Annotated in this window: 12 protein-coding genes; 9 read left to right on the forward strand and 3 right to left on the reverse strand. The window is 55.9% G+C overall.

From position 1 onward, the window contains the following. Positions 1-75: 75 nt before the first annotated feature. The 3 genes from MKX42_RS02880 to MKX42_RS02890 all read right to left on the reverse strand — a co-directional run bounded on the left by MKX42_RS02880 (position 76) and on the right by MKX42_RS02890 (position 2508). Positions 76-900, reverse strand: a complete 825-nt coding sequence (locus MKX42_RS02880; protein WP_340757602.1) for a class I SAM-dependent methyltransferase — start codon at positions 898-900, stop codon at positions 76-78. Positions 901-979: 79 nt separating this feature from the next. After that, positions 980-1831 carry a 1,4-dihydroxy-6-naphthoate synthase gene (locus tag MKX42_RS02885; RefSeq protein WP_340751083.1) on the reverse strand — a complete coding sequence of 284 codons (852 nt, stop codon included), beginning with the start codon at positions 1829-1831 and terminating at the stop codon, positions 980-982. Beyond that, complete coding sequence (locus MKX42_RS02890) at positions 1831-2508, reverse strand: futalosine hydrolase (protein ID WP_340751084.1); 678 nt, start codon at positions 2506-2508, stop codon at positions 1831-1833. The genes MKX42_RS02885 and MKX42_RS02890 overlap by 1 nt, the downstream gene beginning before the upstream one ends. 561 nt (positions 2509-3069) lie before the next feature. Between MKX42_RS02890 and MKX42_RS02895 the strand changes: the two genes are divergently transcribed. From MKX42_RS02895 to MKX42_RS02935, 9 genes are all read left to right on the forward strand, one after another. Further along, a complete protein-coding gene (locus tag MKX42_RS02895; protein WP_340751085.1) occupies positions 3070-3543 on the forward strand; it encodes a MarR family winged helix-turn-helix transcriptional regulator in 474 nt (157 codons plus the stop codon). 147 nt (positions 3544-3690) lie between these two features. Continuing rightward, positions 3691-4092 carry a DoxX family protein gene (locus MKX42_RS02900; RefSeq protein WP_340751086.1) on the forward strand — a complete coding sequence of 134 codons (402 nt, stop codon included), beginning with the start codon at positions 3691-3693 and terminating at the stop codon, positions 4090-4092. Between the two features lie 47 nt (positions 4093-4139). Continuing rightward, positions 4140-5090: a ring-cleaving dioxygenase gene (locus MKX42_RS02905; RefSeq protein ID WP_340751087.1), complete on the forward strand. Its 951-nt coding sequence runs from the start codon at positions 4140-4142 to the stop codon at positions 5088-5090. After that, the gene (locus MKX42_RS02910) at positions 5087-5704 is read left to right on the forward strand and encodes an alpha/beta hydrolase (RefSeq protein ID WP_340751088.1); all 618 of its coding nucleotides are present in this window, start codon (positions 5087-5089) and stop codon (positions 5702-5704) included. Before MKX42_RS02905 ends, MKX42_RS02910 begins: the two co-directional genes overlap by 4 nt. Before the next feature lie 539 nt (positions 5705-6243). Continuing rightward, on the forward strand, positions 6244-7473 hold the full coding sequence (locus MKX42_RS02915) for a multidrug effflux MFS transporter (RefSeq protein ID WP_340751089.1): 1230 nt from the start codon (positions 6244-6246) through the stop codon (positions 7471-7473). Beyond that, positions 7470-8336 carry a DMT family transporter gene (locus MKX42_RS02920; RefSeq protein WP_340751090.1) on the forward strand — a complete coding sequence of 289 codons (867 nt, stop codon included), beginning with the start codon at positions 7470-7472 and terminating at the stop codon, positions 8334-8336. Before MKX42_RS02915 ends, MKX42_RS02920 begins: the two co-directional genes overlap by 4 nt. 88 nt (positions 8337-8424) lie before the next feature. Next, positions 8425-8772: a FlxA-like family protein gene (locus MKX42_RS02925; RefSeq protein ID WP_340751091.1), complete on the forward strand. Its 348-nt coding sequence runs from the start codon at positions 8425-8427 to the stop codon at positions 8770-8772. A gap of 319 nt (positions 8773-9091) precedes the next feature. Further along, on the forward strand, positions 9092-11755 hold the full coding sequence (mprF, locus tag MKX42_RS02930; RefSeq protein ID WP_340757603.1) for a bifunctional lysylphosphatidylglycerol flippase/synthetase MprF: 2664 nt from the start codon (positions 9092-9094) through the stop codon (positions 11753-11755). A gap of 151 nt (positions 11756-11906) precedes the next feature. Continuing rightward, entirely contained in the window at positions 11907-12971 is a 1065-nt protein-coding gene (locus tag MKX42_RS02935; RefSeq protein ID WP_340751092.1) for a hypothetical protein, read from the forward strand. Positions 12972-13314 lie beyond the last annotated feature (343 nt).

The following is a 13314-nucleotide window of genomic DNA, read 5'->3' on the forward strand; positions in this document are numbered from 1 at the left end:
CCTTTGCGGGGATAACCGGGGCGTGCTTGATTCAGCTTGTTCTATTAGACCGAGCTAGGGTGCTAACAGAAATGGTTATTTCACGGCGATCCGCATCCGGTAGCTAATCTGCACCTGCAAGGTCCGGCCCTGGAAGAATGCCTCTACCTCTGCCGAGAATTCGGCAATATCCTGCACAAGTGAGGTCGGGCTAAGCTTCAGGAGGGACTGGATGCCGCCCTGGCTGAGGGCCAAGCCGATATAGCGCTGTGCATCGCATGATTCTGTATTGTGAAAAACAATCTCTCGCGCATACGTAAACCGTCCGCTGGCTTTGATCCGGCCCAGATGTCCTTCTTTATCCCATTTGCTGGCCTGATCGGTGTCCGGCTGAAGCTCTGTAAGCAAGGCATCTGAAGCTGCAATCAGCCGGTTATACCGGGCTTCGATGGCAGGCTGCAGCACCAGAGGCCAGTCACAATCGTAGGCGGCGAAGACGCCGCCGGGCCACAGGCAACGCGAGATCTCCTGAAGGGTGCTGTCCGGGTCCATCCAGTGGAACGACTGCGAGCAGGTGATGATGTCCACACTCCCCGTGTCAAAAGGAAGCTGGTTAGAGTAGCCCTGCACAAAACACACGTTATTCGCTCCGCTGCCGAGAAGACGCAGCTTATCCTGAGCCTTGCTGAGCATATCCGGGTTAGGTTCCACTCCGGTTACTTCATCGGCGGCATCTTTCCATAGAAAGGTGGACAGGCCGGTGCCGCAGCCAATATCAGCCACATGGGCAGGGCGGCGGCCCAGGTAATTGCTTAGCAATGTAATAACTAGCGGCGGAGCTTCAGGCCGGTAGCGGTCATATTCATCCTGGTACCCCAGGAAACGGTCGATATTCGCCTTGCTGTTGTCTGAAGGGATAATAAGAACAGCCTCCTGTGCAAGAAAAGTGGAGTTGCAGCTTGAACACCGGGGAATCCATACCCGTACAACCGTATTCGTGCTAACGCAGCAGCGCCGGGTCAACGGCAGGGACAAGCCCTTCCGCAGCGGCCCGTGTCAGCAGTGCAGAGATGGCTGCATAGCCATCCTCGCCCAGATTCATTGTGAATCCGTTGACATAGAGGTCAATATGGGACTTGGCGACTTCCGGCGAGAGCTCCTGGGCATGGCTCAGCACATACTCCTGGCAGTCCAGGGGATGGTCCCAGGCATACTGGAGTGAGCTGCGAATCCAGCCGGTAATGGCCTCATGGTCCAGATCGCGGCGGGCAATAATCGCACCGAGCGGAATCGGCAAGCCGGTATCGCTCTCCCACCAGCTGCCGAGGTCAGTCAGCAGGTTGAGATTGTAGGACGGGTAAGTGAAACGGGCTTCGTGGATAACGAGTCCGGCATCGATCTCTCCCTTCTGCACGGCAGGCATGATCTCGTCGAACGGAAGGACGACGATCTCTGCCGGACCGCCTGGAACCTGCTGCGCGGCCCACAACCGGAACAGCAGGTAAGCTGTGGAGCGTTCGCTCGGGACGGCAATTCTGCGGCCGGACAGCTCGCGTGGATGCTTGATCGCGCCTGCGCCTTTGCGGGTTAGTACAAGCGGGCCGCAGCCCCGTCCCAGCGCACCGCCGCAAGGGAGCAGCTTGTACCTGTCCAGCACCCAGGGAAGGGCGGCGTAGGAGATTTTGAGCACCTCAGGCCCGGCACCGTCTGCAGCAAGCCCGTTCGTAATATCGATATCGGCAAACATTACATCCAGCTTGGGTGCGCCGGGAATCAGGTCATGCGCCCAGGCATGAAAGACAAAGGTATCGTTCGGACAAGGGGAATAAGCAATATGAAGCTCTTGTGTCATTACAGCACCTCCCGTAAAATAGCCGCCGCCGCTGCCAGCGCGTCCAGGGCTTCATTGATTTTCCACGCGGCCCGGTCGCGCGGGCCGACCGGATTCGAGATCGCGCGCAGCTCCAGCGCCGCGATCCCCAGCGCTTGGGCGGCCACGGCAACCCCGTGGCCTTCCATCGCCTCCGCCGCCGCCTCCGGGTGGCGTGCGGCCAGAGCCGCGGCCGTCCCGGCGGTGCCGGTCGCGGTCGATACGGTAAGCACAGTCCCTGTGCTTACCGTGAGGCCGGCCGCTGCCAGCGCGGCCGCAAGGGCCTGCACCGCAGCGCCCGGTGCAGGCACGGACACGCTGCCGAAGCCCAGCTCGGCAGCGCTGCGGAAGCCCTCCGGCGTCTCTGCGCCGAGGGCCGCGTCCCGCATCTCGCTGGCGACGACCAGCGAGCCTACGGGTGCCCGGCCCGGAAAGCCGCCGCCGATCCCGGCGCTGACGACGCAGCCGTACGGGCCGGCTGCCAGAGCGGCGGCGGTGCCCGCCGCTGCCGCTGCGGTGCCGGCGCCCGCCGCGATGACGTCGAAGCGGCGGCTGCCGTGCAGGCCGCGCAGGACCGCCTCGCGCTCAGCCGCGACTGCCGTCACGATCAGCACGCGCGGCGCGTCGGCCCCGGAATGATGATGATCCTTCGATTCCATAATCAGCCTCCTTTTGTAGCTTTGGTATAAGTTAGGACAAGATTCATTTGAAGTATTAGGAATAACCAATAAGTTGCTTCTTATAAAATCCGTTTGCTCCGGTGTATACTCACCTTTTGAAAGTCTACGCCGTTTTGAAGAACAGGTCAAATATGCAGGGCGGGAGATAGATGGATTTTGTCCACCTGCTGAGGAACGAATAGACCCTGCTAAAACAGCAGATGGATAAATGGAACTTAATTAAGGAGGATTCACCCAAAGCGGCGGCAGTTACCTCTATTAGATGTTGATTTGCAGTTGCTTAAGTACAATTTACGAAAATAGAAAAATTAAGATACAGTTTTCCACTGGATTGCTGCGGGAGTTGGAGGAACTGATTGTTGTGCGGGTTGGGGGAGTATTACCGCAGGAGTTAGAGTATATGTCGCAGAAATCGGGGTGAGCAGAATGAAAATAAATTCACCTCACACACTTGACAGACTGCTCCCCATAACGTATAGTTATCTTAACTTAAAGATAATTAATTTAAAGACAAACACAGCCGGACAGGAGGTGCAGCGAATGAGCAGCAAGAATAAGACGGCAGGAACAGAAGCAGACACTACGCAGGAACAAGAGCAGGCAGCATCGCTTAAATTGTTCGTCGTTCTATCGAAGGCGTACAAGAGCCTGATGGATCAGGCGGTGAAGGATATGAAGAGTCACGGGCTGGCATCGGCGGAGTTCATGGTGCTGGAGGTGCTGTATCATAGAAATCGGATTCCACTTCAGCAGATTGGCGAGAAGATCCTGGTTACCAGCGGAAGCATCACCTACAATATCGACAAGCTGGAGAAGCGGGGGCTGTTGAAGCGCGTTCCTTGTGAGGATGACCGCCGTGTTACGTATGCCGAGATTACAGAGGCGGGGCGTGAGCTGTTCGATAATATTTTTCCGCAGCATATTAATTCTATTCATAACCTGATGAGCGGACTGGATAGCGAAGAGAAGGCTCAGGCGACACTGCTGCTGAAGAAGCTGGGCAAGGGCGTATAGAAGTCAGTCTGTAGCAGCCCAGCTGCGGTAAGGTTGTCTGCTTGTTATCGAGCTGAACTAAGGGAGAGAATAATAACTCAGCAAATTTTTTTAGCTAATATCTTAACATTAAGATAATTAAAACCAAGAGAATGGAGAGTGTTTAAAATGGTTAGTGTAGGTTTATTGTTGATGAGATTGGTGATTGGTGTAGCGTTTATCGGGCATGGTGCACAGAAGCTGTTCGGCTGGTTCGGCGGATATGGGCCTAAGGGAACAGGCGGCTGGATGGAGTCAATTGGTATCAAGCCGGGCGTGCGTATGGCGGTGCTGGCAGGTCTGATGGAGCTGTTCGGTGGCCTGCTGTTCACTCTGGGTCTGCTGACTCCGGTGGCTGCGGTATTGATTGCGGCAACGATGCTCGGTGCCATTGTGAAGGTGCATGCTCCTAACGGATTCTGGTCGACGGCAAACGGAATTGAGTTTCCGTTAACGGTGCTGGTGGTCGCTGTAGGTATAGCGCTGACAGGCGCGGGTTCGATTTCACTGGACGCAATATTCTTCAACTAAAATAAAAATAAGCGCATCACCATCATAACTAACAGGAGGGTTCACTCATGACTATGCATACTGCAGGGATTCACCATGTTACCGCTTTTGTAGGAGACGCACAGCGTAATGCTGATTTCTATGCCGGAATTCTGGGCCTGCGGCTCGTCAAAAAAACCATCAATTTCGACGCCCCCGAGGTCTACCACCTCTACTTCGGCAATGAGCAGGGTGCACCGGGTACGATCATCACCTTCTTCCCATGGGCTCATGGCCGTAAAGGCAGAATCGGCGGCGGCCAGGTCGGTTTGACCACGTATGCAGTACCGGCCGGCTCTTTCGGATTCTGGGAGCAGCGGCTGGCCGCTTACCAGATCTCTGTGACTAAGGTTACCCGGATCGGCGAGTCTTATCTCTCCTTCGCAGATTATGACGGACTGCGGATTGAGCTGGTGGAGCGGGAAGAAGGTGCGCTGAGCACCTGGTCGTTCGGCGGCGTTCCGGTAGAGCATGCGGTCAAAGGCTTCGGAGGTGCTGTCCTCTACAGCACAGCACCGGAACGCACAGCTGATACACTCTCCCGCACACTGGGGATGGAACGTATTGCTGAAGGGGACGGTTATATCCGGTATAGAGCTTCCGGCAATATCGGCAATATTATTGATCTGAAGGCGACTCCGGTTCCGCAAGGCGGCGGCGGGACGGGTACGGTTCACCATATTGCCTGGCGGGCCGCAGATGACAGTGAGCAGCTGGAGTGGGGCCGCCGGGTTCAGAGTCACGGCTACCAGCCGACTCCAGTGCAGGACCGCCAGTACTTCAATGCCATCTACTTCCGGGAAGAAGGCGGAATTCTGTTCGAGATTGCAACCGATCCTCCAGGCTTCGCCCGTGATGAAGCACCTGAGGCGCTGGGGCAGAAGCTGATGCTTCCGGCGTGGTTTGAGCCGCAGCGTGCGGCAATTGAAGCGAATTTAAGCCCGTTTGAAATCCGTGAACTGGAGGTGAAGCCGGTATGATTCATGTATTTGAGCAAGGTTGGGACGTAACACAGCCAACGCTGGTTTTATTCCATGGCACAGGCGGCAATGAACGTGATTTGCTGCCGCTGGCCGAGCTGCTGGCACCTGGAGCATCTGTGCTGGGTATCCGCGGCAATGTGCTGGAGAATGGCATGCCCCGCTTTTTCCGGCGGCTGGCGGAGGGGATTTTTGATGAGGAGGATCTGATCTTCCGCACCCATGAGGTGAAGCAGTTCCTGGAGGAAGCGGCTGCAAAATATGGCTTCGATGCCGGTAATCTGGTCGCTGTCGGCTATTCCAACGGTGCGAACATCGCGGGCAGCCTGCTCTTCCATTACGGAGCCCTCTTCCGGGCGGCAGTGCTGCTGCACCCGATGGTTCCGCTGCGTGGCCTGGCGATTCCTTCGCTACAGGGCGTTCCGGTCTTTATCGGGGCAGGAACCAATGATCCGATTATCCGCTCCGAGGAGACCCGGGAGCTGGAGGCTCTGCTTAGCGGCGCCGGAGCAGAGGTTACCTCACATTGGGGCAATCAGGGGCACCGCCTGAGCGCCGCCGAGGCAGAGGCGGCAAGAGACTGGCTGGCTCCTCTGACGGGTTCAGTGAAGTAACAACAGCACCACCCGGAATAACCGCATGCGGGCCTGCCGATCACCGAGAGGATTGGCAGGCCCGCATGCGGCTTTCTGTTGTATTCGAAGTGATGCTTATCGTCTATTGTGTGCTGTCGGTGGATGGGAGGGCGGACAGGATGTACGTGAAAACCGAACACAATGGGCAGAGTTGGGGGGCGGGCTGCGAATGTTGCATTTCGTGCAGGATTTGCTGATAAGCCGCCCGACTTGAGCAACATTGTTGTATTTTCTGCAGGATCTCCATGTAGGCCTGCCGATCCACTCCTCCTAAGCCACACCAATCAAGCCGCCTATCAAACCCGCTTTTATCAGACAGCACCTACTCATCTGCTCCCTCTGCATCAGTCCCCCTAATTTCACCGTCCACCCGCTGCCGCGCTTTCCCGCCGAACCATAAATTCATTGAACAATCCGGCGGTAATCGGGTAGTATGAAGAAATATATAAACGGACCTGAATATAAATGGCTCTGCCGTCTTACTAAAGGTTACCGGCAAGAAAGGATGTATCCTGTTCATGATGAAGCAAAATTCGGTGACAAGCCTGGCCGAGGGCGCGCCGTCCAGAAGCCAGCGGCTGCAGCTTGCCGTGATTCTGGGAGCCATCGCTACCATTGGTCCGCTGTCGATTGATATGTATCTGCCTGCCTTGCCTGCTCTTGGCCTCTATTTCGATACCAGTCCCGCCATGATTCAGCTTACCCTGACCTTCTTCCTGCTGGGGCTGGCTTCGGGCCAGCTTGTAGCCGGCCCGCTCAGTGATGTGCATGGGCGCCGGATTCCGCTGTTGTTCGGAATGGTCATCTATGCAGTGTCTTCGCTGCTCTGCGCGTTCAGCCCGTCCATCGGACTGCTGATTGTGCTGCGCTTCATTCAAGGCCTGGCCGGATCGGTAGGGGTGGTAATCTCCCGTGCGGCGGTCCGCGATATGTACAGCGGCTCGGAATTAACCAAGTTCTTCTCGCTGCTGATGATTGTCAACGGACTGGGTCCGATCGCTGCTCCGGTCATCGGGGGGCAGCTGCTGAGAGTGACGGACTGGAAGGGTGTATTTATCGTCTTGTTCGTATGCGGGCTGCTCTTCGCGGCGGTCATTCTCCTGCGGCTGCCGGAGACCCTGCCTAAGGAACGGCGTATCCGCAGCGGGCTCAGAGGGACCCTGCGTACCTTCCGCATCCTGCTCGGGAATGCCGGATTCATGGGCTACGCGCTCTCCCAGGGCTTTGTTATGGCAGGAATGTTCGCTTATATCTCAGGTTCATCCTTTGTTCTGCAGACGATTTACGGGGTATCCCCGCAAATGTACAGCCTGATCTTCGCCGTGAATGGCTTGGGTATTATTCTGACCGGGCAGATTGCCGGGCGGATGTCGGCCAGAGTGGGTGAGCGTAAGCTGCTGATCTGCGGCCTTCTGCTTAGTACCTCCGGAGGTATTCTGCTGCTGATTACCCTCCTCGCCGGAGGCGGACTGCTGCCGATCCTAATCTGTCTGTTCGCTGTGGTTGCAAGTGTAGGTCTGGTGGGTACGACGAGCTTCTCGCTGGCGATGCAGGATCAGGGGGAGACCGCTGGCAGCGCCTCTGCGCTTCTTGGTCTGCTTCCCTTGCTGCTGGGGAGCTGTGCGGCTCCGCTGGTCGGACTTGGCGGCAGCGGCTCGGCTCTGCCGATGGCCCTGGTCATCGCGGGAGCGGGTCTCCTGTCGGTTCTGTCCTATCTGCTGCTGTGCAGAAGAGAGGCCAAGCTGTGAGCCGCAAGGACTTTGCTACCCTGCTGCTGCTTGCTTTTGCCTGGGGAGCCTCCTTCCTGTTCATGCGGATTGCCTCGCCGGAGCTTGGTCCTGTCTTCACAACAGAGCTGAGGGTTACGATAGCCGGTGCTGCTCTGCTGCTCTATGCGCTGCTGACCCGGCGCAGGCTGGGCCTCCTGAAGTACTGGAAGTCTTTCCTGCTGCTCGGGGCAATTAACGCAGCGCTTCCGTTCACGCTGATCTGTATGGCTGAGCTGCATCTGAGCGCCTCGCTGGCGGCGATTCTGAATGCTACAACCCCGATGTTCGCGGCACTGGCGGCGTGGGGGACCCGGAAGGAGAAGCCGGGGGCGGCCAAATCGGCCGGATTGATTATAGGCCTTGTAGGTGTTGGTGTGCTGGTCGGCTGGAGCCCGCTCCCGCTGACCAGCACGGTTCTTTTATCCGTAGGCTATTCGCTTGGAGCTGCGCTCTGTTATGCGTTCGGAGGATTGTACGCGTCACGCGTAGGCTCCGGTCTCTCTCCGCTGGCGCTCGCTGCGGGACAGCAGCTTGGCGCAAGTATGGTGCTGCTGCCGCTGGCGGTGATTTTTGCCCCGGATCATTTGCCTTCTTCCGCTGCTGTATATTCTGTCCTCGGCCTGTCGCTGATCTGTACCTCGGTGGCATATCTGCTGTATTTCCGGCTGATTGCCAGTGTCGGCCCGGTCAAGACCGTCAGCGTTACCTTCCTCGTGCCTGTATTTGGCCTGTTGTGGGGCGTGATTTTCCTGCAGGAGCAGGTCTATGCCAATACTATTGCCGGGCTGGTCATTATCCTGCTGAGCGTTATGCTGGTGAACCGGAGAGCGCGGAAGGATTAAAGACCGGATTTTCAGCAAACTTTCAGCGCATTTTAAGTTCATTGTAGAGAAAAGGAATATATTGAAGAGGTGAAAGGAGGGACCGCCCGTGAATGTCTCATCCGTAGCCGCTTCAGCCTCCGTATCTTATACCTCCTCCAGCGCCAGCGACACCGCTGCACTTGAGAAGCAGAAGGCGAAGCTGGAAGCTGAGCTTGAGAAAGTAAGCGCAAGCCAGGACAACGAGCAGGCCAAAGAAACACAAACCAAGCAGCTAGAACAGCAGATCAAGCAGATCGAAGCACAAATTGCCCAGAAGTCACAGGCTTCTGCCAACAGCGCTGCTGCGTCTCCGGACAAGCCTTCCGGTAACAATAATAAGCTGACAGCAGCATCCGTTCAGGAGATTGCTAACGCAACCACCGACAGCTCAGGGAGATTCGACATTAGAGTATAACCTTGAGCGAGAACAGCGTGCCTATGAAGAGAGCCGCCATTGCCGTGATGACAGGCTCTCCGTTAGGGGATGATAAAAGCACCCGGACTAATCGCAGTCCGGGTGCTTTTATGCAAAGATAGATGTATACACTTCACACCATCACTGGAACAAATATAGCCCATGTGCAGGGAATATCCTCCGCCTGCCGTCTAACTCTTGTAAGCGTGTGACCATTATACGGGAGTTCTGCTGCGGATCTTGTTATAATGGGTTCGTATGAAGAGGGCTGAATATGTTCAGGCAACAAGAGCGTTCGGCAGTGAGGACAGGTGAAGTCATGCATACTGTAATCAAAAATAAATTGGAACGCTTCAAAATCGTACGGCTGCTGATATCCATTTACCGGATTAAGGCGGTGCGGGCGCTTTTTCCGCTGCTGATTATCGGGCTGGTCTATCTGGAGGGCCAGCATGAGCTGAAGCAGATTCACTTAGGCAAAATCATCCGAGATCTGAAATCCGTTCCCGTGCCCTCTATTATGCAGATGCTGGGAATATCCCTGCTGTCAGTGGCAGTTATGAGTACTTATGATTACTTGATCCGGCGGCATTTCCGCCTGCAGATCGGCTGGCTGCGGACCTTCCGTTATGCCTGGATTGCCAATACGTTCAATAATATGATCGGGTTCGCCGGTCTGGCTGGCGCGGGGCTTAGAACGCTGCTCTATAAGCGGAGCAGTGTGCCTGCGTCCTTGCTCGCGCCGGCCATTGTGTTTCTGTCACCACTGATGATTACGGGGCTGTCGCTGCTCGGGTGGGGGACGATAACCGGACTTCTGCCGGCGGACCGGCTGTTGGAGGCGCATCGCTGGCTGGGTTTTGCAGTCTGGGGGATAGCGCTGTATCTGCCGTTCTTTGTACTCCTCCAGCGCTCTGCGCTCTTCGCCAAATGGGTCAACCGGGGTGAGGGGAGAACCGCCTGGCTTACCGTGGTTGCTTCTGTGGGTGCGTCCTTCCTGGAGTGGGTGTTCGCCGGGCTGACCTTCTGGTTCATTGCCGGTGAGATGCTCGGAAGCGCTCCGTTTCTCACCGTCTTCAGTATCTATGTTGTGGCTGCAATAGCGGGAATTCTAAGTATGGCTCCCGGCGGCATCGGCGCGTTCGATCTGATTGCGCTGCTTGGACTTACACAGCTGGGTATCAAGAGCGACCACGCTATGGCAGTCCTGGTCATCTACAGATTATTCTATTACATTATCCCCTGGCTGATCGGGCTGGTGCTGGCTGCGCTGGAGTTCGGGCTGCCGGGTACGAAGGGCGCTGAACGCAGCGGCGACAGAGTTGAAGCCCCCCTGACGGTCTGGCAGAAAATATGGGGCTGGCCCGGCCAATATACCTTCCTCAGCGATCTGGGCGTATGGGCACTCGGCAAGCTGGTCTTGGCCAGCGGTCTGCTTCTGCTGCTGTCCGCAGCTACGCCTGAGCTGCTCTACAGGCTGAAGGTGACAGAGGAACTGCTGTCGCTGCCCATGATGCGGATCTCGCACCATCTGTCCGTGCTGATTGGTTTTATGCTGATTCTGCTGTCGCGGGGAATCTCCCTGCGTGTCCGTAGGGCTTATGTCTGGACGAGCCTGCTCCTATTGGGCGGGGCGGTCTTTGCATTCACGAAGGGGTTCGATTACGAGGAGGCCCTGTTCCTGCTGGTGGTGGCGATGATTCTCTGGATCTCACGAAGCCGGTTCTACCGGGTCAGCGTTCCGTTTAGCGCCAAAAGCACCTTATGGTGGCTGCTCCTGACTTCGGCTGTAGCCCTCAGCTATTACGGGCTGGCGAGTTATACCCATCACGGCTTCCTGAAGCATCTCCCGCCCGGCATCCAGCCGGAATGGCTGCGGCAGCACAGTAATGTGGCCGTTACGGCGGCCGGCGGACTGATCTTCTCCTGGCTGCTGCTGACTATGCTTGTAGCCCTCAGGCCGCAGCACAAGGCAGATACGCTTCTCGCGGATAAGGGTATGGCGCGGCTGGAGCGCTTTCTCTCAGAAGGCTGGGGCAATGCCTTGAGCCACATGCTGTTCCTTGGCGACAAAAGCTTCTATTGGGCCCAGGAAGGCCGGGTGCTGTTCGCCTTCGCCAGAGTCCGGGACAAGCTGGTGGTGCTGGGTGACCCGTTGGGGCCGATGGATCTGCTTAACAATGGAATCAGTGAGTTCAGGCAGGCTGCGGACTTATATGGCCTATCTGTAGTCTTTTATCAGACAACCCCGGCGCATCTTCCGCTCTATCATGAGCAGGGCTACCGGTTCTTCAAGCTGGGGGAAGAGGCGCTGGTCCCGCTGGCGGACTTTGGTATTAGCGGTTCGCGGAACGCCAGCCTGCGTAATGTGAAGGGGCGGTTCGAGCGCGAGGGCTACCGTTTCGAGATCACAGAGGCGCAGCATTCGAAGGAGCTGCTGCAGGAGCTTCGCCTGTTGTCAGAGGAATGGCTGGCCGGGCGAATGGAAAAAGGCTACTCGCTGGGCTGGTTCAGCGAGCCGTACCTCCAGCTCGCACCGCTGGCGCTGCTGCGCGGACCGGAGGGCCATCTGCTGGCTTTTGCCTCCATGGCTCCTGGCTATGACGGACAGAAGACGGTCTCGGTGGATCTGATGCGCCATCACAAGGATACCCCGAACGGGACTATGGATTACCTGTTCCTGTGCCTGCTGGAATGGGCGAAAGCCCGCGGATACAGAAGCTTCAATCTCGGGTCTGCCCCGCTGTCCAATGTCGGGGGCCGTTTTGGAGCGCTGCGGGAGGAGAAGCTTGCCCGGCTTGTTTTTGAACGCGGCGGCCACTGGTACGGCTTCTCCGGTCTACGCCGGTATAAGGAGAAGTTCAACCCGGTGTGGGAGCCGCGTTATCTGGCCTATCCCGCTGCTGTGACTCTCCCTCTGTTGACCCTGGATCTGGTGAGGCTGGTCTCCAGGCATCCGGAGGAGAAGGGACGAGATCAATAGCCTGCTGGTGATTGGCGAATAAGCCTTGTAGTAGAAGGAAGGCCGGATACGGCGATAAGGAGTTGCAGAAAATATTTGATTTTCTGCAACTTTTTATATACTCGGGCGTCATAAACAAGGATTCAAAATCGCGTAACAGGAGGATTACTCTATGTTCAAGAAGGTATTGGTTATTTCCGCGTTGATTATGGGCCTGCTGATTTCCGCCGGTCCGGCGAATGCCAGTCCCAAAGAGCAGCCGCTTAATGAGCAGACCGATGTGGTATGGATTAGCGGAAATGCAGTGGCACTTGTGGATCATGTGAATAATAAAGCAGATATCGTTGACTTACATACAAACACTGCAATTACGATATCAGAGGACTCCAGCCGTATCCTGGACTTACAGGTGATGAGCAGTCCCCCGAAAATTGTGCTGCTTAAACAAGGCAAGGGCACTAAAATATCGAAATCCGTATTCTCTTCTAATGGAAGTCTCCTCAGCCAAAGGGATATTCCGCTTAAAACGGCAGGGGATAAAGTGAAATGGGTAGCTCCAACCGGCAAAACCAATGAACGGATCATGGTCCAGGCGGGAAATGCCTTCAGCCTCTATCAGTATCCCTGGGTGAAGCCGAATGTAACTTACAATGCCAAGTTCGATGACAAGGGATATGAGAATGTATCCGTAATGGATTGGGATTTTCAGGGATACCCGTATTTGGCGGTTAAGTATCAGGCACAAGGGATTATGAGCACGGACTATCTGGTGAAGCTGGTTAATTTGTATTCAAGAAATGAGACGGTAATCAAGGACTTCGATACGGACTTCTCCATTCAATCCAGCGGTAACTCCTATGCAGCATTTACTTCTTACACCTATCAGCCCGTGCCGGGGAATGTCAGCCGTCCTGCAGCCGATGAGGCTCAGAAGGTCTTCCTGTTATTCAGTAAAGCTACCGGCAAAGAAACAGCTTCTGTCAAACAAGTCTTCAAAGAGGAAGGCGACATTTCCGGGTGGGTTACGGAGGCTATTAGCGGCCAGGTATTTGTGGGGGATCTGCAGGGGCGCTCATGGTCCCTATTCTCTCAGGGAGGTGCGGTGCTGGTGAAGAATCAGGAATGGCCGAAGAATGGCACCACCAAATTTCTGTACGCTAATGCGAAGTCGAAAACAGCGTATTTCCTGGATTATTCCTCCGGTGATATCTCGGTCCTTGCGAGTACATTGAAGTAAATAAAGCTGCTGTAGCTGCAAAAAAGGGGAAGTGCTCGGAAGCAGGCTGAATGAGTAAATGGTGTGCCAAGATTGTATGCGAAAAACAGCATACAATGGGCAGTTAGAGGGTGCGCGAGTCAAATGTATGCCAAAAACAACATACAATTTACTGGCATGCAGGCGCACAGGCCGAATGTATGCCGAAAACAGCATACAATGTGCTGCCGCGCAGGCGCGCGGACCGAATTAGGCCCAAGGTGAGCAAAAATCAGGGGCAAAAGTGCCCCTGATTTCACCGGATGCCCCACAAGTGGGCGGATAGGTAAGGTGGGGAGAACTGTACTAGCTGCGCAGCCGTAGA

Origin of the sequence: Paenibacillus sp. FSL R7-0204, assembly GCF_038002225.1 — a bacterium.
Taxonomy (GTDB): domain Bacteria; phylum Bacillota; class Bacilli; order Paenibacillales; family Paenibacillaceae; genus Paenibacillus_AQ.

Excerpts from the sequence above, each read along its gene's own strand:
- MKX42_RS02885 (WP_340751083.1), bottom strand. The coding sequence starts at position 1,831 with ATGACACAAGAGCTTCATATTGCTTATTCCCCTTGTCCGAACGATACC.
- MKX42_RS02890 (WP_340751084.1), bottom strand. The coding sequence starts at position 2,508 with ATGGAATCGAAGGATCATCATCATTCCGGGGCCGACGCGCCGCGCGTG.
- MKX42_RS02895 (WP_340751085.1), top strand. The coding sequence starts at position 3,070 with ATGAGCAGCAAGAATAAGACGGCAGGAACAGAAGCAGACACTACGCAG.
- MKX42_RS02900 (WP_340751086.1), top strand. The coding sequence starts at position 3,691 with ATGGTTAGTGTAGGTTTATTGTTGATGAGATTGGTGATTGGTGTAGCG.
- MKX42_RS02905 (WP_340751087.1), top strand. The coding sequence starts at position 4,140 with ATGACTATGCATACTGCAGGGATTCACCATGTTACCGCTTTTGTAGGA.
- MKX42_RS02910 (WP_340751088.1), top strand. The coding sequence starts at position 5,087 with ATGATTCATGTATTTGAGCAAGGTTGGGACGTAACACAGCCAACGCTG.
- MKX42_RS02915 (WP_340751089.1), top strand. The coding sequence starts at position 6,244 with ATGATGAAGCAAAATTCGGTGACAAGCCTGGCCGAGGGCGCGCCGTCC.
- mprF (WP_340757603.1), top strand. The coding sequence starts at position 9,092 with ATGCATACTGTAATCAAAAATAAATTGGAACGCTTCAAAATCGTACGG.
- MKX42_RS02935 (WP_340751092.1), top strand. The coding sequence starts at position 11,907 with ATGTTCAAGAAGGTATTGGTTATTTCCGCGTTGATTATGGGCCTGCTG.